We start from the raw sequence: 22,859 nt of genomic DNA, 5'->3' as shown, positions 1-22,859 counted from the left end.
AAATCTTCGAAGAATTCATTCATCATACGATGCCTCGAGTATTTTAAGATCATCCATTAATTTCCCGATGTCCTCTGATTTGGTCCCATCGTAAAAACCACGGATCCTACGTTCTTTATCCACTAAGATGAAATTTTCGGTATGGATCATATCAAACGGGCCGCCATCGCCATCCGTTTTAACGGCCAAATAGGATTTTCTGGCCAATTCATATATCTGTTTTTTATCGCCAGTCACCAAATTCCACTTGGCATCGTTAACCCCTTTTTCAAGGGCATACTTTTTTAATTGGGCAACGGAATCAATGACCGGGGTTACAGAATGGGAGAGCAAAAGGACATTATCGTCATCTTTGATCATTTCCTGTATGCCGGCCATATTTTTTGTCATGATAGGGCAGATGGTAGGACAGGTGGTAAAGAAAAAATCGGCAATATAGATTTTGCCCTCATAATCTTTTTGGGTAATGGTTTTACCGTTTTGATTGGTCAACGAAAAATCGGCTATGGTGTGGTACTTTTTCACGTGTTGCAGGGTACTGTCGACCAAATCGGGGTTGACCATTGACGGCTGGTAAATGGGTAATACGGTTTTAGGTTGGAGGGCCTTGTAAAAGAGTACCATGATGATGATCGATATGCTCGAAAACACAATGGCGAATAGTTTGTACTTACCGAAAAAGGAACGCATGATTTTTTCCCAAAGGTACATCAGTCCTGTTCACTTATCAAATATTGGGGGTATCATAGCTGCTAAAAATTTAATAAAAAGGAAGTCGCCTCAATAGTTTCTTTTTGTAAGACCTTGTAAAAGTGTACTTTTGTGCGTTCAATTTTAGAAAATATAAATGAGTCCGATCGTTATACAGATTATACAATTCTTTTTAAGTCTTTCACTTTTAATTGTTCTCCATGAGTTAGGGCATTTTATCCCTGCCAAGATCTTCAAGACCAGGGTAGAGAAATTCTATTTGTTTTTCGACATTAAATTTTCACTTTTCAAGAAAAAAATAGGGGAGACTGTTTACGGTATTGGTTGGTTGCCCCTTGGTGGTTATGTGAAGATTGCCGGTATGATAGATGAGAGCATGGATACCGAAGCCATGAAGGAAGAACCTAAGGAATGGGAGTTTAGAAGCAAACCGGCTTGGCAACGTTTGATCATTATGTTGGGCGGGGTAACGGTAAACTTTATTTTGGCGGTAATTATTTACGTGGGACTCGCTTTTGCCTATGGTGATGAATATGTGCCTGCTGATAGTTTAAAGGATGGTTTCTTGGTTACCGAAAAAACCCTTGGTGATAAACTCGGGGTACAAACAGGGGATAAGATCATTGCCGTAGATGGCAATAAGATTGAAGCCTTTAGGAATATTTTGCCGGAAATCGTTTATGGTGAGACCATGACCGTAGTAAGGGATGGGAAAAGTTTTGAACAGGATATTCCTGTTGATTTTATCGCCACCTTATCGAAGGATAAGGATAAAGTACGGTTTTTGAGTTATAGGTTGCCTTTTATCATTAAGGATGTTGCGGAAGATTCAGAGAATAAAGACGTAGATTTTCAAGCTTTCGATGAGGTCATAAAAGTAAATGGAACAACAGTGGCTTATGTCGATCAGGTAAAACCCATTTTGGAAGCCAATAAGGGAAAGGAAATCGTGCTAACCGTAAAAAGGAAAAGTGGTGATATTGTGGACTTGACAGCAAAGGTGAGCGATGAGGCTACAATTGGCGTTCACATTGGCGGATTGACCATGCAGGACTATGCGGAAAAAGGTTATTTTGATATAAAAACCAAGGAGTATAACTTTTTGGAATCGATACCTGCTGGCGTTGACAAGGGCATTTCCACCCTGGGAAATTATATAAAGGGTATGAAGAAAATCTTCAATCCCGATACAGGGGCCTATAAGGAAGTTGGTGGTTTTGCGGCCATAGGCGGACTATTTCCCGAGAGTTGGAACTGGCCTGTCTTTTGGAACACAACGGCCTTTATATCCATTATTCTGGCCTTTATGAACATCCTGCCCATACCAGCCTTGGATGGGGGTCATGTTGCCTTTTTATTGTATGAAATGGTTACAGGAAGAAAGCCAAGTGACAAATTTTTGGAATATGCACAGATGATCGGGTTCTTTATTTTAATAGCATTGTTGCTATTTGCAAATGGTAATGATGTGTATAAATGGTTATTTAAATAGAGAATTTATTTTTTGTTTGGCGTATTTGAAAAAAGCATTTATATTTGCACCCGCTTTAAGATATTAAAGTGACATAAATTCCTCCTTAGCTCAGTTGGTTAGAGCATCTGACTGTTAATCAGAGGGTCCTTGGTTCGAGCCCAAGAGGGGGAGCTTAATAAGAATAGGCCTTGCGAGAAATCGTGAGGCCTTTTTCTTTTCATGGGGACAACATAGGGACAACATTTTTTTTCTGCATAATATTACCTCAAAGACTCCAAAAATTATTCTTAGTTAGGCACTTTCAACAGAAGAAACTAGTTAGTGCTACATCTCAAATCGGATTCAGCTTCCACTTTCAAATACAATCACATGATAATGGCGTGTTGCGCAATTCGAACCTTTTTTTAGGAATCGTTGACAATCCTTCAATAACTATCGTTTTTTTAAGTTAAAATTTTCCCGGACTACTTTCTGTGGTTTTTGGTTCTCTAATTTGAAGAGAAACTTAAAGCAAATATCATGGAAGAAAATGAAAACGTAGTGGAACTGTTATCCGATATCAAAGGTTTACTGGCCCACACCAAGAAAGTAATGAACGTGGAGGATCTGGCCGCATACACCGGGCTCTCCAAAAGCAAGATCTACAAACTGACCCAGCTAAAGCTGATTCCCATGGGGAACAATCCCCATATCCGCCAGAAATTTTTTGACAAGGATATCATCGACGCTTGGTTGTTGGGGGAACCCGACCTTTCCGATGAGACTTTTGAACATAGGTTCAACAAGTCCCTGGTGAAAAACAAGAGAAAATTATGAAACCTGAAGAAAGAAATTTTCAGGGTATCTGGATACCGAGAGCGATCTATCTGAACACGGAAGTGAACTGGTATGCCAAAATCTTGTTTTTGGAGATACACAGCTTTACCGAAAAGGGTATGGAATGTTATATGTCCAACAAGTACATTGCTTCCTTTCTTCATATTTCCGAACGACAGGTTAGCAGGTACATTTCACAACTAAAGTCCTTGGGCTGGATAGAGGAAACATCCTTTAATGGAAGAAAGCGCTTCCTGAGAAGTCTGTTATATTTTGGATATGACACTGGCGACCCGGGCATGACATTATTAGCATGGAAGCGTTGACATTATTGACCGGGCGGAATGGACAAAAGTGTCGAACATAATAAACAAGTAAAAAAAGAAGAGAAAAAAATAATTTATCTATAAACTAGAGAGAAAGAAAATTGAAATCTGATATCGGAATAGTTGATATAGAAAAAGCATGGTTAGATCAGTATTAAAAAACAAACGGAACATAAACCGCTTCGCGCTCCAGATTTTTTTAATTTTTTTTTCAAGGAGGTAAAGAATGTTATCCCTATGCCGAACTCCATTTCGAGGTGAAGGCTGCGAATAAGAGCTTCTTGGAGCATTTTGAAAGGTATTGGAATGGTGTATTCGAATTTCAAAATGTGTCGAACATATCGCTTAAAAAAGGATTGCGGGTTTTTGAATTTCACTCAAATGTTATTGGAATTCCGAAAGCCTAGGAAAAAAACACATAACACAAACAATTTTAGCCTTTCTCATATCGAGAACCGGTACTGAACACAGATTTTGGAAAGGTTCATAAGGATGTTCAAACGGTTAAAGTTGGATGGTCCTAGCCGAAGAAAATAGCTGGTGAAAGAGAAAAATAGAACTTTTGGAATGAACGTAAAGTTTTGGAAGCTAACAAAAAAAATCATACATCGGGAGGGGCCTTTTAGAAGTCATAAAGAAAGTATTCCGGTACGAAGTAAAACGGAGCAAAGGAATAGCAAGAGGGTAACGGGCTAAAGCCACGTTACAATATTTAAGTTGTTGATTTTCAATGAATTGAAAATTGTTTTACTTCTAAATCTGAGAAAATTTGCGACAAACACCATGTAAACGCCCATTTTTAGGGGAGAATTTGCGACAAAACAGAAAATTATGAACCCATTTATAGGTATTCGTTTTAAGAAAGATACAGCAAAGCAGTTCCAGACGTTTTCGAGACGGTTTTTCAAGACCCATACGGAGGCCCTACAAACGATGTTGGATTTCTTTATTTACAACGAGATTTCCCCAAAGGAATCTTTTGGTCCCAATGGAAGGACCATACAGAATTTGATCAAGAAACGGTTTAATGCGATGGTCGCCATTATGAAGAATATGGAAAAACATGGGGTCCTTCCGACCAAGGCCATGATAGAACTTTTATTTGAAAACTCGCCACAAAAGAAACGCAGGCAAGCTCCCTTGCTAATGGAAGGTCGGAAATCCGATCCGGAAAGGGATAGGTTCTTTAAAAAGGTGGAGGAGGCCATTAACATAGAAAAGGAAAATACCAATCTTAAAAACGATCTAAAGCAAAACAGGACGGAATTAATTGCCCTGTTAAACAAAGTACAATTGGTAAAAAGCAATTTTGGGAAGCCAAAGTTACAATTGAATATGACTCCTGAGGATTTCGATAAGCTTAAACTAAAGTTGAAAAAAGAATTGCACTAGAATAACCCGATTGGATAATTCCGATAAACAAATCCAACTTCCTGTGGAAGTTGAAAAACCTCCGGATTTTCCAACCTCCTCGGAACCGCTCATAAAAGCATGGAGCGTAGAAAGAACGCCCCATGCCTTTATCCTTGCCACCGCACGGTTACTTACCGCCATCAAAAATGAATCCCGTTCTAAATTAAATAAGCAAGTGCGCCCTATCCGATTTTTGCTTAACGATTATCTACCCGAACACTACAAAAATCGGACAGGATCCAAGCGCGGTTAAGTTATGGTAAGATTTGGGGTTGTGTCCGTTTTTTAAAAGTTCGTTTTGTGGGAAACTCAAATTTGAAGTTAATTAGTCGAAAGATAGACTGCTTCGTACGTTTAGGAATTAGATTATTATTCCAAGCTGGTCTAAGTGATATATACCATGATGTAACATACCGTAAATTGCAAATGAATATTCATAAAGGTGACCTAATAATCGAAAAATTCAACGGTTCGTTCTAATACAAATGCTTGAACGTCAATTATTTTTTTCCCTTTCTTAGGCCCTGAGTTGAAAATTTTTAGTGATTTGGCAATACTAAAATAGTACCACGAAGGACAAGGCTATATGTGGAATAGATAATAGGAGAGGTCATAGAGATGTTTGTGCCTATTTTAATGGAAACGGGCAGGAGCCCCCAAGATGTTTACAAAGATGCCGCTGAGGTGTGGAATTTTCAAAGTCTCATTCGCAACCAAGGGGTGGATACACATTGGCCTAATGAGAAAATGTAAAGGGATTGGTTGTGTTTTTTTATCCGCTAAAGCTATTTTGTTTGGGGTCGTCGGCTTATTAGAGACATTTTTTTCTTTGTTCATCATAGGCATTTTCAATCGCCATCTTTAACTCGGAATATTGTTTTGCAGCGGTAAGTTTCTTTAAGGAATTTAAGGTAATTGAATGTTGACTTCGTTGGTAATAGTCAAGTACAAAGGTCGGTAAAACATAAAAGTCCCATTGTTCCATTTTCAGGGGGTCTATTGAATTTTGGTCTTGATGTTTTAAGTGACAAAGAACATATAGGTCCGCATGTCTTTTGGGTTCGTCACCTTGCACATTATTTTCTGAATCCCAATATCGGGTTGGTTTTATTGAAAATGAGATTTTTGAAAACGATTTTTGATTCCAGCTTTGAATATAGGCTGCGGATTTTACCTCTATTTTAATTCCGGAATCAGTTGTCAGATCAAAGGCATCCCACTCCTCACGTAAATCCGTGGACTTAAGTCCAACTGCCGTCCCCACAATAAATTCGGCAAATCTTCCGCGAGTGGCATTACTCAATATGTCCGAAACACTCCATCTCCAAAAATCCAAAAGATTATAATTAATTTTGGTTCCAATATCAGTTAAAGATTCCGTTCCGTCTTTTGGTTTTGCAAGTATTTTTCTTAATTCATTCACGATTTTTTCAATTTATGACTATGGTTTAAGGTATTGCGACATGGAATTCTGTGGGTTGCTTTCTGTTTAATTTACACTTGTGTTTAGTCAAAATTTGCATATTTGATTAAACTGATGATACTTCTTTGGCTTAAAAGAGCTCATGCAAATTATTCAACCTTCCAGTAAAACAACCCCTTGGCTTGTAAAAAGTCGTGATCAAAAGGTAAATATTAATATTTGTTTTAATTGAATAGTTATATGCATTAAACCAATTTTACTCTTTTCACGATATTCTCTGGATATCCAATGTAGTCGCGACCCATATAATTTTTCATAACTAAACCATTAGCTATCCCCAATTCAGTTATTTGATTACCATTAATTAGTTTTTCGTTTTCCATTATGGAAACAAATTCGGGTTGTTTCATATCTAATAATTTCGAAATTTTTGATGCCGAATGTACTTCTTGTTCAACTGCTTTAACTCTACTGTTGGTTCCAGAATTTGTAGGCTTTTGTTTAATTGATTTTTCTACCTGAATAAGTTCGTCTTTGACAATATTAATTCCCTCTAATTTTTTTGAACCAATTAAGCTACTAATTCCCTTGTTTACTTTCAATATAGGTTCACTTTTAAACTTTAATTCAGAGCCTTCATAAATCAGATTAAATTTTTCTAGAGGATCTGTTTCATTATTTTCGATGCCAAAAACATTATTTTTTACACTTGAAACCCCTTGGGATATTAGTGTGTCCGCACCATCCATCACCTTCCCCAATATTCCTGTAGATGCAAAATTTACCAAGAATCCGCATTCAATATTATTTGCCAATGAGTAGTTGTATAGGTTTAAGCTTGTTAAGATAAATTGAGTGTCATTTTGAAAGAATTTGGCATGGAGCCTATCATTATATCTAATCTCAACGTTAGGGAATTTTTTTAGAAAATCTAAACTCTCATTTTTTATACTTTTATAAATGTTATTTTCGTTTTTTCCGAACAATACTCTTAACTTAAAATCTGGTTTTTCGATTTTTTCATATAAGGCATCTTGGATTCTTTTATCCAAGTCGATGAAAGGCGATATTAATAATAATTCATTTTTAGAATTTCTTATTAGATTCTCAACTGCTGCAATTAATTGGTTATCAAATAAAAATTGTCCGTCTATTGTCATTTTTTTTTGGTAGTTTGGGTTTGTAATTTATTGGTACATGTTAGAAATAAATGTTAATTTAGAACGACTTGCCTTGGACTTTATTGCCACCTTTCTCCTACATGGTGTTTAATACAATCTTTTCTGTACTTGTATTTGAATTATTCGCTTTCTTGCTTGATAACTTGAATATATATCATGGGTAGCCCATAACTGACAGTATCATTTTTTTTAGGTTCCATAAAGGAAAAGTAATAATAAATGTTTCTGGATTTATCTCAAGGAATTATTGCCTCTTAGATAATATTATCTTGGTAGTTGATTTTTTTTATTTTATCCTTGCAAGTTTAATTTTAAATCCTAAATTTGTAACCATTGTATAAGGTTTAATAATATGGTTATGAAAGATTATTTATCTCTAGCAGAAACTGCGGAACTAATTGGTAAAAGTAAGGAAACATTGAGAAGATGGGATAATGAAGGCATATTGAGTGCAGTGCGGGAACCTGTTTCGAATTACCGTGTCTACCTAAAAGAAGACGTAGAGAATTTATTAGGTAATTTATTCGATGGAGAAATTGAAGATGGCGTTTCTAACTACGTTGAACCTTTCCAGGAGTATTCGGTACTTGAGTTGTTTGCTGGAGCAGGAGGATTAGCTGTAGGAATGGAAAAGGCTGGTTTGAAGTGTGTTGCTTTAAATGAAATAGATAAATGGGCTTGTGAAACCCTCCGAACTAATAGACCTAATTGGAATGTATTGGAGGGTGATATTAAAGAATTTGATTTTTCGAAATATAGAAATGCGGTTGATGTTGTGACCGGCGGATTTCCTTGTCAAGCTTTTAGTTATGCCGGAAAAAAACTTGGTTTAAATGACGCGAGGGGCACATTGTTCTATGAATTTGCTAGGGTTGTTAAAGAAGTAAACCCTCCTATTTGTATAGGGGAAAATGTGAGGGGGTTATTAAGTCACGAAAAAGGAAAGACTTTAGAAGGGATGATTTCTATTCTTGATGAAATAGGCTATAAGGTTGTTCCCGTTAAAGTTCTTAAGGCAATTAACTATAGAGTGCCGCAAAAAAGAGAAAGGTTGATTTTAGTTGGTGTTAGAAAAGATATAGATATTCCTTACAAATATCCAAAAAAGCATAATAAAATTTACAATTTAAAGGATGCCTTAAGAAAAGGAGAATTATTTGAGAAAAATGTACCTAAATCGGATGGAGCAAAATATCCTGAATATAAAAAAGAAATACTTGATTTAATTCCGCAGAAAGGTTATTGGAGAGATTTGCCTTTAAATTTACAAAAAGAGTATATGGGAGGTAGTTTTTATTTAGGAGGAGGAAAAACAGGAATGGCTCGAAGAATTGGCTGGGACGAACCGTGTTTAACCCTTACGTGTAGCCCAGCTCAAAAGCAAACAGAAAGATGTCATCCTGATGAAACCCGTCCTTTTACAGTTAGAGAATATGCTAGGATTCAAACTTTTCCAGATGATTGGAAATTCTCCGGTTCTATAGCTCAACAATATAAGCAAATAGGAAATGCTGTTCCTGTAAATTTGGGTCAGGAGCTCGGGTACTCTGTTATTAAGTTTTTAAATGAGTATAATAAAACTATGAAAAAATAGTTTATTGATACTTTTCGGCAATCTCCTTTGCCAGTTTTGTTATGGTCGCTTCGACAACTTTGCTGGCATCAACTTCTAGAGCTACCTCCCCTATGGCATCAATTAGTTCATAATAAAAATCCTCTTTTCCAGTCAATCGGTGCCAAAAATCTTGTCCAATATGTACTGGGTAAAATCCACTTATTCTTTTGTAATGCGAGCTCAATTCTGATTCTTCGCCGTAAACTACACACACAATCATATCACTTATACCAACATTTAAATTATTAGTGCGTGCAAGATTTCTAACCCCATTGAAATGATTTATTATGGTTGTAACATCATCGTGATTAATTGTGTTAGGCCCAGCTTTTAATTGACAATATTTTTTCCTTCCATCTATTTCATCTATAAACTCTATATCAATACCTTGAGTAGTAGAGCCAAGTCCTTTGAAAAGTGAACTAATTAAATTCTGTATTTTCATTCCAAAGGATGTGGTAATGGAGGAACCTAATATCCTAGGTAAAACTAAGGCTCTTGCGATACTTTTGGGATCGTCATTTCCTGTCAAAAAGTTTGCTAAGTATTTAAATAAGAATGGATTAACATTATATTCAGAAAGTCTACTTGCTCTTTCACAGGCACCGTCTATGTGACTTTGAACAATTTCATTTCTAAAAAATTCTTTTGCGTTATTTATTATCTGTTTTCTTTGTTTATTGTCCATTAATGTTTGCTGTTTTATTGTATTTATAAAAATTTGCTTTAATTATTTTTGAACAGGAAAATAACGAACTGCTCAATGAATAATTAAATATGGGTCGTTAACACTTTCGTAGTTTTCATAGTAAAATTATGCAAACCTTGTTGTCATTTTTATGGGTTATTTTTTAATTATTCTTAACGGTCAATTTTAATCGGAGTATCGGGATTTGCTCAATTACCTTTGGGTTTTTAACTGACATTGTGATTTACAAAAATACTTTTGGTTGACAACTAATTACTCTATTGTGTTTATATTTTTTTAGACAAAGGGCTTTTTTTCGCCGATTCTTTAATTAAATTAGCCAATTTCATGCGTGCTTGTTCGTTGGATCCAAAATATTTAGAAGTTAATTCTATTTCTTTATCTGCCAAATCTTGTTTAAACTGTTGAAATATTTCTATGAAAAAATCTTTTGTCAATTTATTTTTTATAATCCCAATTTCATAAATTTCTGGAAACGCTTTTATCACAGCACCAAAGCCTATAGATTTTGATATAATATAGTGGTTAGGATTATTCCATTCATCTGTAAAAACAAATTTGACTGCAGAATATAAATTGAACATTATTTTATATATAATCGCATCTTTTTCATCAATAAAGTAATTCCTTAAAACACATCTTTTGTCTTCCTGAAGTGATTGACCATTTTTTAGATTGCGCATATCTTCATCAGGATTTTTACTAATTAATTCTAGCATATATTTAATAAAAGTTCCTTGTGATAATGAAGCTAATTCTTGGTCATCAGTCTTCTTTCCAAGCATTTTCAGCCTATTGTAAAAAGGAGAATCTTTTTCTTTATTAAAAGCTCTGGCAGTTTCGTGACAAGTTTTATAAGGACTCCTTGTGGTAGATAAAGCGAATAGGTCGTAAATTAAAGACATATTTACTCGAGTTTGTTTGCTGTTTATTATTGAGAAAACATATGCCTTTTGTTCTGGAAATAAATTGAACATTAATACACAAGGTAATTGGAATTTGCCAATGTTATTTGATGATTTAATTCCTTCGAGACGATGTTGTCCATCAATTACTTCGCCGATTATTTGGTTGTCTTCAAAAGTTATAATTTGATTTTTCTCGTCTATATTAATTTTTGCGTTATCATCGACTGCAATAATTATTGGAGTTGGAAATGTAGCATCGGAATCTCCAGTATATTTTGCTATTTCCTTTATCCTCTTTTCAGATTGTTCTCTTTGCACTGCATCAGGATTGTCGTTTCTTCTTTCTATAATAACAACTTTTGCAAGCGTTGATGCATCAATTGAAGTTATATAAAACTCGCCTATTGGTTGTTCTACTTTTATGTAATTGAGTTTTATCATAATTCTACACCTTTTGAGTCTGTAACAACTTTTTCTTTTTCAGCAATAACATGCTCAACATTTTTGTCATCTACCTCATTGAACATTGGATCATCTAAATGGCCAAAATCTGCTTTTTTCCTATCAAGTCGTAAAATGCAATATCCGTATGAAACAATGAGTATTGCCAATATGTATATAATAATTTGAGTATAATCAATAGATAGATTTTTGATTACAGTAGCATTGGAAGTTGTTGATTGAATTGCTGCATAAATAATACCTGTAATGAACAGAAAGAAAATGGATACTATTATTGTGAAGGTTTTTAAGGTTTTAAAATAGAGCTTTTTTGAATTGATAAAATCAATAAAAATAGGCCCTAATAATGAGGCTACTAACGCAATGGAAAAGGTATAAAAACTCCCATTTATTGAATCCATTAAAATAGAGTAGGAAATTGGTGTACCATTAGTAAATTTTCTTACTAAAACATTAGCTATAATCCCAAACTGACCAGTAATTATTGTAAACAAAAACCATATATAGAATTCGCCTCTATTCTCTGATATAATTTTAAATGGGTTAAAGAGAAGTTGTGTAATTTTTCGCATATTTTCATCAGTTACAGTTTTTTTATTTTGTGACTAGCTTATCGATACAGTGACATGTTAGCACATTTCATTTACTATAAAACCTATTATTATAAAATATTTTTGCGGATGTAAAGAAGGGGGAATACTACAACCAAGAGTTTGTTCTAAGCCTTCGAAGTTAGCAAATATTAGGTCTTGTATTTGCTAAATCGATAAAAATCGAAAATAACCGTTGTATGCCGTTTTTATTTTATTCTAAAGGATTAAATACTCCGAGACTTGTCTCGTTAGTACATGGTTAGGGCTTGAAAACGTGTTCCTTTAAAATGCTCCGTGGGCTTCCCCCGGAGAAATTTACTTGTTTTGTTTTACTCTGCATGTACTGTGCTTTTTAATGAGTTAATCAAGTAGTCTTCGAAATGATTAAAACTTAACCCAAACTCTTCAATTACTTTTTGGGGGACTAAAGTTCTATAATCTCCATCTAGATGAATCTCGTCTTGCTCTTTAGTTTGTTTTAACACCTTAACTAAATGTTCGACCTGCTCGCCAATATTGTTGACGAATTTGATTTTATCTAAAATCTTATTGATATCTGATATTTCGTATCTGTCCTCTCCATGATAATCTGTCATGTCAACAGAACATAAAGCGTAAATGTCTTGCTGTTCATTAGACTTCAATGTTTGATTTCTAGACATTTTAATTGATGTCCGTTTATCCCATCTGGATTTGACCTCAATGTAATATTTAACTTCATCTTTAATTTTGATAACTATATCCTGACCATCTTGCTCACCTAAAACTTCACATTTAATTTCTTCCGGCTGAAATAACTGTTTTAAATTTTCTTTTAGTTTTTCTTCTATATGAGTACCAATTTTATGTTTGAATTGGAAATTGGTTTTTCGTTGGTTCTCATCTTCAATATTTTCGATTGCTTTATTTAGTATTTCTTCGAAATTGGCACTTCTGACTAAATCTCCTATGTTTTTAATTTTTTCATCATCTAATGTTACAATTGAAAAAATGTCTTCCTTCGTTTCTTCTTTGGAAACCACCGAAATCATTATACTCGCCTTTTTTTCATTTAAAAGTTGAAATAAATCTTGATAAGACTTGTCTGTTAAATTCGGGATGATTTTAAGGATTGTAATTTTGTGAGGATGATTATCTATATCATTAATATTATCCCGAAATAATGTTTCTTCAATTATGGTTGTTAAATATCTGTTATTGACATAGCTACCCTCTGGTAAGTAACTATTAAATGTTTCAATGATTAATACTTCGTTGATGTCTTTTTTCTCAACATCTAAATAAAACCGTTTGATGTCAGTTGTTACTCCTTTATCTCTTTTTAAGTCATCAGATAAATGCAATTCGAATAATTGATTAGGATAGATTTTACTTTCCTTAAAGACCTCTTTGTAGCTATCATCATAAAGATAACACAGTTGGTATAAAAATTCGGTATTGGATTCAACCCAACTATTGTTGTGTAATGAAACCAGATTGCAAAACAGCTTAATTAAAACTTTACGTATAGACCTATATTCTACATTTTCAATGTCTTCACTTAGGTTAGGTAAGTATATTAGGCTTTCATCCCAACCGTAATATTTTGATATTTTTTTTAGTAACTGATTTGGCTTACTGCTAGATTCTATACTATTGGATAGTTTACAAAAAGTCAATAAGGATCTAAAATAGGATTCTTCAACTTTAGGTTTTGACTCTACTAAATCAAAGTGATAATTTTCATCATTTAGATGTTCCGGATAAAAAATGGAATCAACTATATTTTTTTCATCTAAAGTGTTTTTAACTTCATCAGAAAAGTTCCTGCGATTGAATACATTTAGTGAAAAATTAAAAGTGAAATCAGGATGAATTAATTTTGAAATAGAAGTTGGAATCAAATCCTTTCCTAACTCTATGAGTTTCTCATTTAAGTTATCAGGCTTCAGCAAAATCCCAATTTTATTAAAATGCCCTTCTATATTCGGAATTAAACCTAAACCATTAAAATAGGATACATCTACAGATTCTATAATGTGTTTGTAAAATTGGGCAAGCGTATTTTTATTAAAGTTTTGTAAATTACATTCACTTATTTTCTCAAGTAAATCACCATAACCAATAAAATCTGTTGATTCATTGTTCCAATTTATAGCATAATTACTCCATCTAACAATGTCTTCTTTTACAGGAATGTTTGTGTAAAATTTTGAAATCAGTTCATAAAAACAATCGAAAAGGTCATCTTTTGTATTTAAAAAATCTTCAGATAAATAGCTGACACTTTTGATTGGTTTAAAACCATCATTTGTTTTTACAAAGGGTAAGTCACTTAACTTGGTGTTCCACTTATTATTTAGCTCTTCAAAATAATCATTTAAAAAAACATCATCACTATGTGTTTTAAAATTGACATTGGAGTACAGCAATGGGTTGTTAACTTCAATAATGTTGCTTTCTAAAAAAGAAAAAATCAAGTCTGAGCACCTGTCAATTATAAACCTATTCGCTTCTTCATCTCCTTTTACTTGGTCTTTATCACTATTTAAATGAATGGTGTTTCTAGGTTCTGTTGGTAAGAATTTATTGCAATTAATAATAAAGTTTATACCAAAATCTTCTGAACCTATTAAAGGGTAATAATAAAATAAACGTGCTATGTTTTCATTAAACTGTATAACCTCATTCTTCTTGTTTATTGGAAGGATGATTTCAATTTCTTCCTCTTCATCCTTTATGCTGTATAGATGGATTTCTTCATTGTTCTTTATAAGAATTGACTGATGTAAGTTAATGCCCTTGTCGTTTTCTATGTCCTGTTTACTCTGGAATCGATAGGTATCTGTTGCACCATTTTCATGATGAATTATAACTTCTTTTAATCTATTGTTTATGGTAAAAACTAAAGGAATGTAGTCATCTAAATATTTTGACGAGTCTTTGATGTATTCTAGCTCCTTGCCTGTATCAGGTAGATAAGTAAATGTAGTTTTTATATCATTTAATTCTACTGCACTTTCTGTCTCTAATAAATCGTAAACATGCTTTTTTTGATCCGAAATATTATCACTTAATTCTTGCCAAATTTTAGGTCTTCTGTCAATTTCAAAATCTGTAATAGGCAAATAATAGCCTCCAGCATCTAAAAAGGAATCAAGCTTAAACCTCCTACCAAAAGTGTGTGTTGTTAAAAAACCGGTACCGTATTTGCCAACTTCAGGAATATCTTCATCTCCATACTTACCACTTACTTGCTTTACTAGAGATATTAAGGTTTTAGTGGTAAATGCTTTACCGTTATGTGAAAAAGAAATTTTGTTATCGCTATAATCTATTTCAATTTTGCATTGCGTTGTTAAATCACAAGCATTTTGAACCAATTCCCAAATGGCTCTGTTTGAAGAGTTTTTATTGAACTTCTCAAAATCACGTAACATACCATCAGCATGCTGTTTTAAATCGGAACGCTCGTCTTCTTTCCTGGTTTTCTCAATTAATAGGTTTCTATCTTCTTGCATGGGAGCTAACTTCTTATATTTTTTAATGGCATACAACGCTTGAGCTCTGCGTAGTGCAGAGGCAGGGAAACTTTTCGTTTCCGTCTACGCGCGAAGCTAAAGCTTATTGTTTAGTTTTATTTTTTCTTGTCCAAGGCTAAATCCATAAGTTATCGACTTCATTAATATACACAGACTTTTCGATGATGCCCTAAAGTCCGCATTACGTATAGCATTGTTGTAATGCGTTTTTTTATCAACTATTCTTTTGCTTTTTTAGCAGCAATTTTCCTCATTTCTTTTTCCGTATCAATTGATTTCCACTTACCTTTTTTCTTGTCATTTATAATAAAATGGGCACGTTTAAATTCATGGTTTTTCTTTTGACTTTTAATAAAATCGAAAGTTTTGTCTAACGATTCCAAAACTAATCCTTCACTTAAGTCTCCATCTAAATGAAAGTCCAAATGAGTGTTTTTATCAATTGATACTTTCATTCCAAATCTGAGTTTCTTTTTTTCAGAGTCCCTTGTGCTATATTCCGTAATCTCTTAATTTCTCGCTTTTTTCCATATTTTTAATAAAACGAATTTTATGGCATCCTAAGTCCCACTATTTATGGAATTAATGATTATACTTTGAACGGTTATCTGTGAGATAATGAAACAAACATCAAGTGTGAAAGTGGTCACGGAATTATAAATTTCTCCACTTTTGTCGAAACTGCTAAACTCACGTCCTATTTCCGTAATTGAATTCTCATATTCAACCAAATTTGTGGGAGATATCATGCCAGAGAAATAATATAAATGAAAGACGTTTTTTCCAGATTTAACGGATTTTAGTTTCTCCTCTTTTTCTAACTTATGTCTTTTATGTGCCTCCGTTTCCTTCATTTGAGAATTTTATTTTAAATGTATTACAATCTAACTAAAGCAATCACGATTCGAGAATTCAATTTTTCAAGCTCATTAGATAATATTTCATAGCAAATAGTGTTTTCGTAATGGATAAGTCTAAAACCTTTGAAATTGTAATTTGTATTTTCATCAGTTTTTAGTTTTGGTATTCTATCAAATAAAACAGGTTTCTCTAAAAGTAAATGAAGCAGGATAGATTCAAACATTTCCCAATATTGGTTTAATTTAATAAACCCAATTTCAATATTTATATGTTTTAAAAAAAGAATAAGCTCTTGTTTAAGTTTAGGGAGATTTAGTTTTTTTGATAATTCTATTTCTATTTCAGTTTTCTCATTTAGATGCTCTACAATCACTTCTTGCATTTCCCTAAGAATTGATTCTGTAGTGTTTTTTCTTGTTAATTCAGGGTGAAGTAACCAATTGCAAAAAAAATAAATTTTAGAATACTTAGAGTTAAGATTTTCTTTTTCGAGTACTTGTCGGACGTTAGTAAAAAAGAAAGACAGATTCTCCTTATTAATCGATGGATTTAAGGTGAACTCTAAAATATGACTTCTAATAAGGTTCATTTTTTAAATGTCACGTCCTAAAATACGGCTACAGATTAATATTAAGTTTAAGCGGCATATTGTGCACGTAGTTAGGTGTTTTATAATCTAAATATAAATGTAATCTTTTGTTGTTGGGCACAGTTTTTTATTTATCAGTTCGTCCAGTTCATTAAAATCCGTTTCGTTTATTTTTGTTTCGGAAATATCATTGTATGAATTCAGATGCTCGCCTTTCGAAATGACAAAAATATCAACATTCTCCAATAGCTTTATTTCTCGGATAAAATTCTCCATTCTATCTTTTCCGATATTGCCTTGTGAAATGATTACATAAACAAATTTAATTTGCGATGATATTTTTACTTTGAATACCTTTTTTGTTTTTCCGTCTTTATAATGAGCATATTGTTCTTTAATTGTATTTAGTTGATTATTCCTGTCTTTTGCTTGATTTAACAGTTCAAATCTTTTGTATCCTAAGTCAGTTTTTATATCAAAGAAACAGTTTGCAACATTGTTTTTAATAAACGCAATATCTGGTCTAATTAAAAGTGATCTTTTTTGACTTTTATTCTTTAATTCAGTTCCTTTAAACGAAATTGGTGGGTCAATTAAAATTTTAATTCCATTTGAGTCCAGCACTTTTTCTGCACAATAACAACCAAAAAGGTCTTCCGTAATTGAGGAAATCGAATGACTGGTTCCTCTGCTTAAAACACTTGAGTTTGAGTGTGGAAAAAAAGAACATTCTCTAGCTTGCAAATATGCGTTTCTCGTTTTTTCTAAAAATTCAGTTTGTTTCAATTAGCTATTTTTTGGGATAACATAATCAGCCAATTTTACTCCTTTAGTCAACTCAGTCAAATATGAAGCAGAAATTCCAGATTGTTTTATTATGTCCTTTTTTGAATATTCGCTTTCTTTTATTTCGTTTGCATACTTAATTCCGAACAAATGTATCATAGCAACAGAATCTCCTTTCGGTGCGTTATTATACATTTCGCTAAGTTTTGTTCCTAATTCATTTAAGGTCATATTTTCTATTTTTTATTGTTCAGATTGTTGTTCGGTCAAATTGTGCCCAACACATAGATATATGTACCAATGCATATATTTCCTTTTTAACTGGACCTACCTTAATACATTTTAGTGTCTCATATTTCTTATTATTCCAATAATATTTTTGTGGATGTAAAGAGGGGGAGTACTACAACCAAGAGTATGTTATTAACCTTCTAAGTTAGCAAATATTAAGTATTGAATTGGCTTAATCGATAAAGATCGGAAATAACCGTTGTATGGTGTTTTTTTGGGTGGGGTAGGAATTTGGATTTACCATGTAAAATTACGAGGATAATAGTGCATTTTCCTTTGGTATAATAATTTTGCTTTTTCATTGTTCCCTGACTACCCTCGTTTTCATTTTTGAACTATTTTCATGTTACATGAAAAATATAATTAATTGAAAATGAATACAGAAGCCATTACAAGAAAAGCACTTTACGCTTTAATTTGGGAAAAAAGTCTACGAAAAGTAGCACAACAAATTAATGTTAAATCGCAAAATCTGAAAAAAATCTGTGTAGAGGAAGATATCCCTACGCCTCAAGCTGGCTATTGGATTAAAATTAAGCATGGCAAGCCTGAATTCAAACCCGAATTAATTGGGGATTTAGAAAGGGAAATAATATTAGAGGAAATAGTACTAAAAGAATCCAAGTTTAATTCAGAGTCTTTAAGTTTAACGAAGCCGCATCAATTGGTTAAAGAAGCTAGGGAAGCATTAAAGCAGGCCAAACCAAGGTTTTCGTATAGTTCCCCTCAAATGGTAACTACAGGTAGGAATCAAATAGATATCACAGTAAGTCCAAACCTCATTAAAAGGTCCTTGGTTTTCATGGACAACCTAATAAAATATCTAGAAGCAAGGAACCATACTATAGGCTTTAAAAGGCATTATGGCACCATTATAACAGTAAGGAATATAAAGTTTGAGGTTTCATTAAGGGAAAAATGCAAACGAACAAAAGAGACGGATTTGATTTATGAGTCTTATAAGATGGTACCAACTGGGACCCTTATTTTTAAAACACAAGGCTATCCTTATCGTGAATGGGTAAGCACTAAAAATAAGACCTTAATACAAAAGATACCAGACATTATAGGCTATTTGGAGGAAAAGGCTGATGAGAGAAATCGCCTGAAAATTATCCATAAGGCGAATATTAAACTTCAAGAGCAAGAGCGCTTGGAAAAGGAGCGACAGCAAAATCTTAGGATCGCCGAAATAGAAAAATTCAATGCTTTTTATGAAGACTCTTTGCGTTATGATAAAGCACAGCAGCTACGAAAATATATCACTGTAATTGAGCAACAAAATAAAGATTCTGGAATAGATGATCGCTATGCCGAATTGGTTCACTGGGCAAAGAAAAAGGCAGATTGGGTTGATCCTTTAATAGAACATGTTGATCCCATTTTAGGAAACTATTCTGATTATTTGACTTGATGGTTGTAATAGCACTTCTAGTGCTTTATCCACAATCTGGGTGTCCAGTTCTTTTAAATAGGCTTGAGTTACAGTTAAATTTTGATGCCCTAAAGACTCACTAATAACATCAGTGGCAATACCTTTCTGTTTCAGACAATTGGCAAAACTGTGGCGAGCCACATAACTGCTGACATTTTTCGTGATTTTACAAAGTTTGGCTACTTCCTTTAGTTCTATATTATAAATCCCCAACATTTTATGTTTGCGATCGGCAAGTTGGGTGGGGGTATAGTCTTCGCGAAACAGCAAGGGAAATACGTACTTGTTACCATTACCATGTACACGATAATAGTCCAATATTTTCTGAACAGGGGGCATTATGGCTATGGAGAAGTTTCCTTTGGTCTTCGCTCTGGTGTAATAGATGACATTAGCTTCAACATCTTTCCATTCCAAGCAAATCATATCTGCAAAGTTCATACCCCTGGTATAGAAGCTAAAAACAAAGTAATTTTTGGTATCGACTAAATGGGGATAGTCAGTCAGATCTAAATTGATAATGCGTATAATCTCTTCAAAGTCCAATGCGCGTTTAAAACCTTTACCCCTTAGGCCCGATATCTTATAGGTTTTAAATGGATAAAGACTCTCCTTGATGACTCCTCGCGCTATAGCTTTATTAAACAAGGCTCTTATGGCACGCATTTTTACACCAACGCCACCATCTGTGCCGCCTCTAGATCGAAGGAAGGCATCATACTTACTTAAAAAAGCAGAGTTTACCTCTCTAAAATTTAACTTTTTGATTTTATGAAAAATTTGAATTGAAGTTTTAGCATCTTTATAGGATTTAGCATTTCCAATACGTCCTGCATAGGTCATTTCTCCAATAATCTCATCAAAAAAGGCAAATACATCATTTTTTACCGGGTTGAATGTAACCCTATATCTAGTATCAAATTCCTGGATAGTGTAATCTGGATTTTCAATTTCTAAATCCGTTATAATTTGATAGGCTCTTTCCTTGAACTTTACAAGTAGGCGGTTATATTGCACAGAGTTCAAATTCCTTTTATTGAAATTTCCAGTTGCTTCCACCCATTCACTCAACTTAGCACTGAACGGTGTCTTATAATGTCTGCATTGTCTTTCTTTTGTAACACGCAAACAAACGGGATATGTTCCATCCGACAACAACTTTTTTTTGAGAACTATTTTGAGTGTAATCATATTTTATATATTTTGGGACAACATTTAAACTATATACCCTGACATCTCTAGTTGCATATGGTAGAATTGGGGACAACATAGGGACAACAAATAGACTATTAAATGTAAAAATTGTATTGCTAAATACAAAATAAATATTCATAAACAATTGGTAATCAGATTATAAGAAGGCATATGACGTTACATGAAAACACCACTTTAGAGGCTGTTAATCAGAGGGTCCTTGGTTCGAGTCCAAGAGGGGGAGCAAAAAGGGAAATCCATTCGTAAGAGTGGCTTTTTTGTTTCCAAGGGTTTCCGCGGTGTCTAGCTTTTCTTTAGGGGTCATGACCAATTGTTGTGTTTATGTAAGGATCATTATAAATCTGGAAAGGAAGAATGCTATATTTTTCACACCCCTGAACGGGGTTCTAAAGAAGGAACGGCCTATTTTTGATTTCGTTTTAAATCAAGTGGTTTCCGCATTGGGCGGGGGAAGCCGTCCATAGAGCATTTCACTTTAGTGAAAGCGGCCTGGGCGGTGTGGCCGCGGGTTTTACTTGCTTTCCTCAATATGGGTCTCAGCAAAATGGCCAGGCTGCAGCTGGCTCCTCTAAACCAAGGTATGCGATACCTTGGTTTTTCGGCCCTGTTTATTTTTTATTCATCGGCATGTCTATTGTTTTTTAACGGTATTCATGAATGCTATGCATTTGAGGCAATGCAAAAAAGAACAGAACACGAACTTCGGGATAGTTTATGCTTTCTTTTTCCAATTCACACCCAACTTTTGGGATTGATTCGTCTTTTGGGAACCTTAAATTGAAAAATATATTAGGACAATGTTGTCCTAATTAAAAATAGTAGTATCTTAGTGTTATAATCAATAGCTGGATAATGTTTTCAAAAGCATGTGAATACGGTTTAAGGGCAGCAACTTACATTGCTTTGCAATCGCTTGATGGGAGAAGGGTAAGCCTAAAGGAAATCGCCGATAAAATTGATTCCCCCATTGCCTTTACTGCGAAAATATTACAGCTTTTATCTAAAAATAATATCGTCGAATCGGTAAAAGGAGCCCATGGAGGATTTGAAATAACCAGAACTAAAATGGATAAATTGAAACTCAGTGAGATAGTCAATGCCATCGATGGGGATTCAATTTATGCGGGCTGTGGATTGGGCTTAAAAGAATGTAATGCCAACAAACCTTGTCCGGTACATAGCAAATTCGTTGATATTCGGAACGATTTAAGGGAAATGCTAGAAAATACAAGCTTATATGAAATGACGGCTGGACTAGAAGTAGGACTGACCTTCTTAAAACGCTAAAAAAAATTATCTTTAAATCGGACAAAATTATCCTATTAGAATAAAAAGTAAAATGACAATGAAATGAAACGTGCCGGCAACATCTACCCTCATGGTGTTTTGCTCGATTGGTAAAGAGGGAGAAAAAAACAAAAGTTATGGATGTATTAAATAACACTGATTTGACCCATTCCGATTCTGAAAGAATGGAAAACGGACCCTTAAAAACGTATAATAATCTATTGGCCGAATTTAAAAAGCAACAAATGGGTTATGCTGCAATCGCCATCATTGGTCAAAGCTGTTTGGGTTCGGTGGCGGTAATGCTTTTGCTAATGCACGGGAGGCCTAAGGTAGTCGAAATGTTCGTGGTATTTTTGATCACTATTTTTTGTATGGCATTTAATGCATCGATACTCGCCCAATTGAAATCAAAAATCGCATTCAATCTACTTATATTGAGTGTGGTATTCAGTTTTTCCGTGATAGTCGCATATTTAATTTAAGGTCTGTTGGAATTGGATTTTTAGCAATGAATGGATGAGGATAAAGCAATGTAGCCTTAAGTATTATAATGAATTCGGGGAAGAATGTGATGTGATGTTTAGGCCCAATGAATACCATAGCCTAATGGAACTACTCTTCGATAAATATGTTGAAGACTGGGGAGATTGCAAGGGTAGGGCTTGGTGTGGTACCTGTCATATTCAAGTGATCAAAGGGCCAATTTCAGAAAAAATGGAAGCGGATGAAAAGCAAACCCTCTCCAAGCTTGGAAATAGCACCCATCAAAGTCGTTTAGCATGTCAAATTCCAGTTACTGCCCAATTAAATGGTGTTGTGTTTAAAATTTTAAAGGACGATGAGGTATTTTAGCGAGTACGGATCGTTTCTTGGAAATCGGTTTTATGGTATCCATTCCCTCTTCCAAAGCATTGTATGGTGGTTGACCCCGTTTCAAGGCATCATATCCAAAGAACAAGGAAAGTCCATTCAATGTTCGTTAAAAGGCTTTTATAAACCTACCAGACTCAGTGTTCCTCTAACCCAACGCAGATTCAGACGGTGGGTATTTGATGTATACGCTACCATGAATTTTATGGTTGCACATTTTCCCCGAATGTTGGTAAGGCAGGTAATCCATAGGGTCTACTATAAAAATAGCCATCTTTTTTATACGGATCGGGTTTCTTGGAAAAAACATGATAGATCGAAAAAGGTGTAAAAACCCCTCCAATGGTTTAACTTTGTTACACCAATGATT

The 22,859-nt window shown here is 34.1% G+C and carries 22 protein-coding genes and 1 tRNA gene; 11 read left to right on the top strand and 12 right to left on the bottom strand.

What is annotated here, in order from left to right; genetic code table 11:
- Positions 1-15 precede the first annotated feature (15 nt).
- On the bottom strand, positions 16-690 hold the full coding sequence (locus HPE56_RS16020; protein WP_188244761.1) for an SCO family protein: 675 nt from the start codon (positions 688-690) through the stop codon (positions 16-18).
- Between the two features lie 157 nt (positions 691-847).
- Between HPE56_RS16020 and rseP the strand changes: the two genes are divergently transcribed.
- From rseP to HPE56_RS15990, 6 genes are all read left to right on the top strand, one after another.
- Positions 848-2,203, top strand: a complete 1,356-nt coding sequence (rseP, locus tag HPE56_RS16015; RefSeq protein ID WP_188244760.1) for an RIP metalloprotease RseP — start codon at positions 848-850, stop codon at positions 2,201-2,203.
- Between the two features lie 79 nt (positions 2,204-2,282).
- Positions 2,283-2,356, top strand: a tRNA-Asn gene (locus HPE56_RS16010).
- A gap of 348 nt (positions 2,357-2,704) precedes the next feature.
- Positions 2,705-3,001 (top strand): helix-turn-helix transcriptional regulator, encoded by a 297-nt coding sequence (locus tag HPE56_RS16005; protein WP_188244759.1) that lies wholly within the window; start codon positions 2,705-2,707, stop codon positions 2,999-3,001.
- Positions 2,998-3,327 (top strand): helix-turn-helix domain-containing protein, encoded by a 330-nt coding sequence (locus HPE56_RS16000; RefSeq protein ID WP_188244758.1) that lies wholly within the window; start codon positions 2,998-3,000, stop codon positions 3,325-3,327. Before HPE56_RS16005 ends, HPE56_RS16000 begins: the two co-directional genes overlap by 4 nt.
- A gap of 831 nt (positions 3,328-4,158) precedes the next feature.
- A complete protein-coding gene (locus HPE56_RS20585) occupies positions 4,159-4,719 on the top strand; it encodes a BfmA/BtgA family mobilization protein (RefSeq protein WP_317173220.1) in 561 nt (186 codons plus the stop codon).
- 10 nt (positions 4,720-4,729) lie between these two features.
- Positions 4,730-4,993, top strand: coding sequence for a hypothetical protein (locus HPE56_RS15990; protein ID WP_188244757.1), 264 nt, complete (start codon positions 4,730-4,732; stop codon positions 4,991-4,993).
- 558 nt (positions 4,994-5,551) lie between these two features.
- Here HPE56_RS15990 and HPE56_RS15985 read toward each other — a convergent pair.
- Positions 5,552-6,163, bottom strand: coding sequence for a hypothetical protein (locus HPE56_RS15985; protein ID WP_223170345.1), 612 nt, complete (start codon positions 6,161-6,163; stop codon positions 5,552-5,554).
- A 245-nt stretch (positions 6,164-6,408) separates the two neighbouring features.
- The gene (locus HPE56_RS15980) at positions 6,409-7,323 is read right to left on the bottom strand and encodes a phospholipase D-like domain-containing protein (protein WP_188244756.1); all 915 of its coding nucleotides are present in this window, start codon (positions 7,321-7,323) and stop codon (positions 6,409-6,411) included.
- Between the two features lie 373 nt (positions 7,324-7,696).
- On the opposite strand from HPE56_RS15980, the gene dcm reads away from it, so the two are divergent.
- Complete coding sequence (dcm, locus tag HPE56_RS15975; RefSeq protein ID WP_188244755.1) at positions 7,697-8,938, top strand: DNA (cytosine-5-)-methyltransferase; 1,242 nt, start codon at positions 7,697-7,699, stop codon at positions 8,936-8,938.
- A 1-nt stretch (position 8,939) separates the two neighbouring features.
- Here the strand turns inward: dcm and HPE56_RS15970 are convergent, their stop codons facing one another.
- The 8 genes from HPE56_RS15970 to HPE56_RS15935 form a co-directional block, all read right to left on the bottom strand.
- On the bottom strand, positions 8,940-9,647 hold the full coding sequence (locus tag HPE56_RS15970; RefSeq protein ID WP_188244754.1) for a PmeII family type II restriction endonuclease: 708 nt from the start codon (positions 9,645-9,647) through the stop codon (positions 8,940-8,942).
- A 287-nt stretch (positions 9,648-9,934) separates the two neighbouring features.
- Entirely contained in the window at positions 9,935-11,017 is a 1,083-nt protein-coding gene (locus HPE56_RS15965) for a DGQHR domain-containing protein (RefSeq protein ID WP_188244753.1), read from the bottom strand.
- On the bottom strand, positions 11,014-11,610 hold the full coding sequence (locus tag HPE56_RS15960; RefSeq protein ID WP_188244752.1) for a hypothetical protein: 597 nt from the start codon (positions 11,608-11,610) through the stop codon (positions 11,014-11,016). The genes HPE56_RS15965 and HPE56_RS15960 overlap by 4 nt, the downstream gene beginning before the upstream one ends.
- 350 nt (positions 11,611-11,960) lie before the next feature.
- Positions 11,961-15,131: a sacsin N-terminal ATP-binding-like domain-containing protein gene (locus HPE56_RS15955; RefSeq protein WP_188244751.1), complete on the bottom strand. Its 3,171-nt coding sequence runs from the start codon at positions 15,129-15,131 to the stop codon at positions 11,961-11,963.
- A gap of 239 nt (positions 15,132-15,370) precedes the next feature.
- Positions 15,371-15,607: a hypothetical protein gene (locus HPE56_RS15950; protein WP_188244750.1), complete on the bottom strand. Its 237-nt coding sequence runs from the start codon at positions 15,605-15,607 to the stop codon at positions 15,371-15,373.
- Positions 15,608-16,029: 422 nt separating this feature from the next.
- Positions 16,030-16,602, bottom strand: coding sequence for a hypothetical protein (locus HPE56_RS15945; RefSeq protein WP_188244749.1), 573 nt, complete (start codon positions 16,600-16,602; stop codon positions 16,030-16,032).
- A gap of 87 nt (positions 16,603-16,689) precedes the next feature.
- Positions 16,690-17,388, bottom strand: a complete 699-nt coding sequence (locus HPE56_RS15940; protein ID WP_188244748.1) for a hypothetical protein — start codon at positions 17,386-17,388, stop codon at positions 16,690-16,692.
- A complete protein-coding gene (locus HPE56_RS15935) occupies positions 17,389-17,619 on the bottom strand; it encodes an HTH-like domain-containing protein (protein ID WP_188244747.1) in 231 nt (76 codons plus the stop codon). It abuts the gene before it with no gap.
- 433 nt (positions 17,620-18,052) lie between these two features.
- Here HPE56_RS15935 and HPE56_RS15930 point away from each other — a divergent pair, with 433 nt between their 5' ends.
- Positions 18,053-19,093 (top strand): hypothetical protein, encoded by a 1,041-nt coding sequence (locus tag HPE56_RS15930; RefSeq protein WP_188244746.1) that lies wholly within the window; start codon positions 18,053-18,055, stop codon positions 19,091-19,093.
- Here HPE56_RS15930 and HPE56_RS15925 read toward each other — a convergent pair.
- Entirely contained in the window at positions 19,064-20,305 is a 1,242-nt protein-coding gene (locus HPE56_RS15925) for a site-specific integrase (RefSeq protein WP_188244745.1), read from the bottom strand. The two genes, HPE56_RS15930 and HPE56_RS15925, sit on opposite strands and share 30 nt — an antisense overlap.
- 876 nt (positions 20,306-21,181) lie before the next feature.
- Between HPE56_RS15925 and HPE56_RS15920 the strand changes: the two genes are divergently transcribed.
- The 3 genes from HPE56_RS15920 to HPE56_RS15910 all read left to right on the top strand — a co-directional run bounded on the left by HPE56_RS15920 (position 21,182) and on the right by HPE56_RS15910 (position 22,471).
- Positions 21,182-21,616 (top strand): RrF2 family transcriptional regulator, encoded by a 435-nt coding sequence (locus HPE56_RS15920; RefSeq protein WP_188244744.1) that lies wholly within the window; start codon positions 21,182-21,184, stop codon positions 21,614-21,616.
- 137 nt (positions 21,617-21,753) lie between these two features.
- The gene (locus tag HPE56_RS15915; RefSeq protein ID WP_188244743.1) at positions 21,754-22,101 is read left to right on the top strand and encodes a hypothetical protein; all 348 of its coding nucleotides are present in this window, start codon (positions 21,754-21,756) and stop codon (positions 22,099-22,101) included.
- Positions 22,102-22,135: 34 nt separating this feature from the next.
- On the top strand, positions 22,136-22,471 hold the full coding sequence (locus HPE56_RS15910; RefSeq protein ID WP_188244742.1) for a 2Fe-2S iron-sulfur cluster-binding protein: 336 nt from the start codon (positions 22,136-22,138) through the stop codon (positions 22,469-22,471).
- The last annotated feature ends 388 nt before the right edge of the window (positions 22,472-22,859 follow it).

Source organism: Maribacter aquimaris, assembly GCF_014596745.1.
Taxonomy (GTDB): Bacteria; Bacteroidota; Bacteroidia; order Flavobacteriales; family Flavobacteriaceae; genus Maribacter_A; species Maribacter_A aquimaris.
The sequence above is the reverse complement of the archived record's forward strand: the minus strand, read 5'-3'. Positions and strand labels throughout refer to the sequence as shown.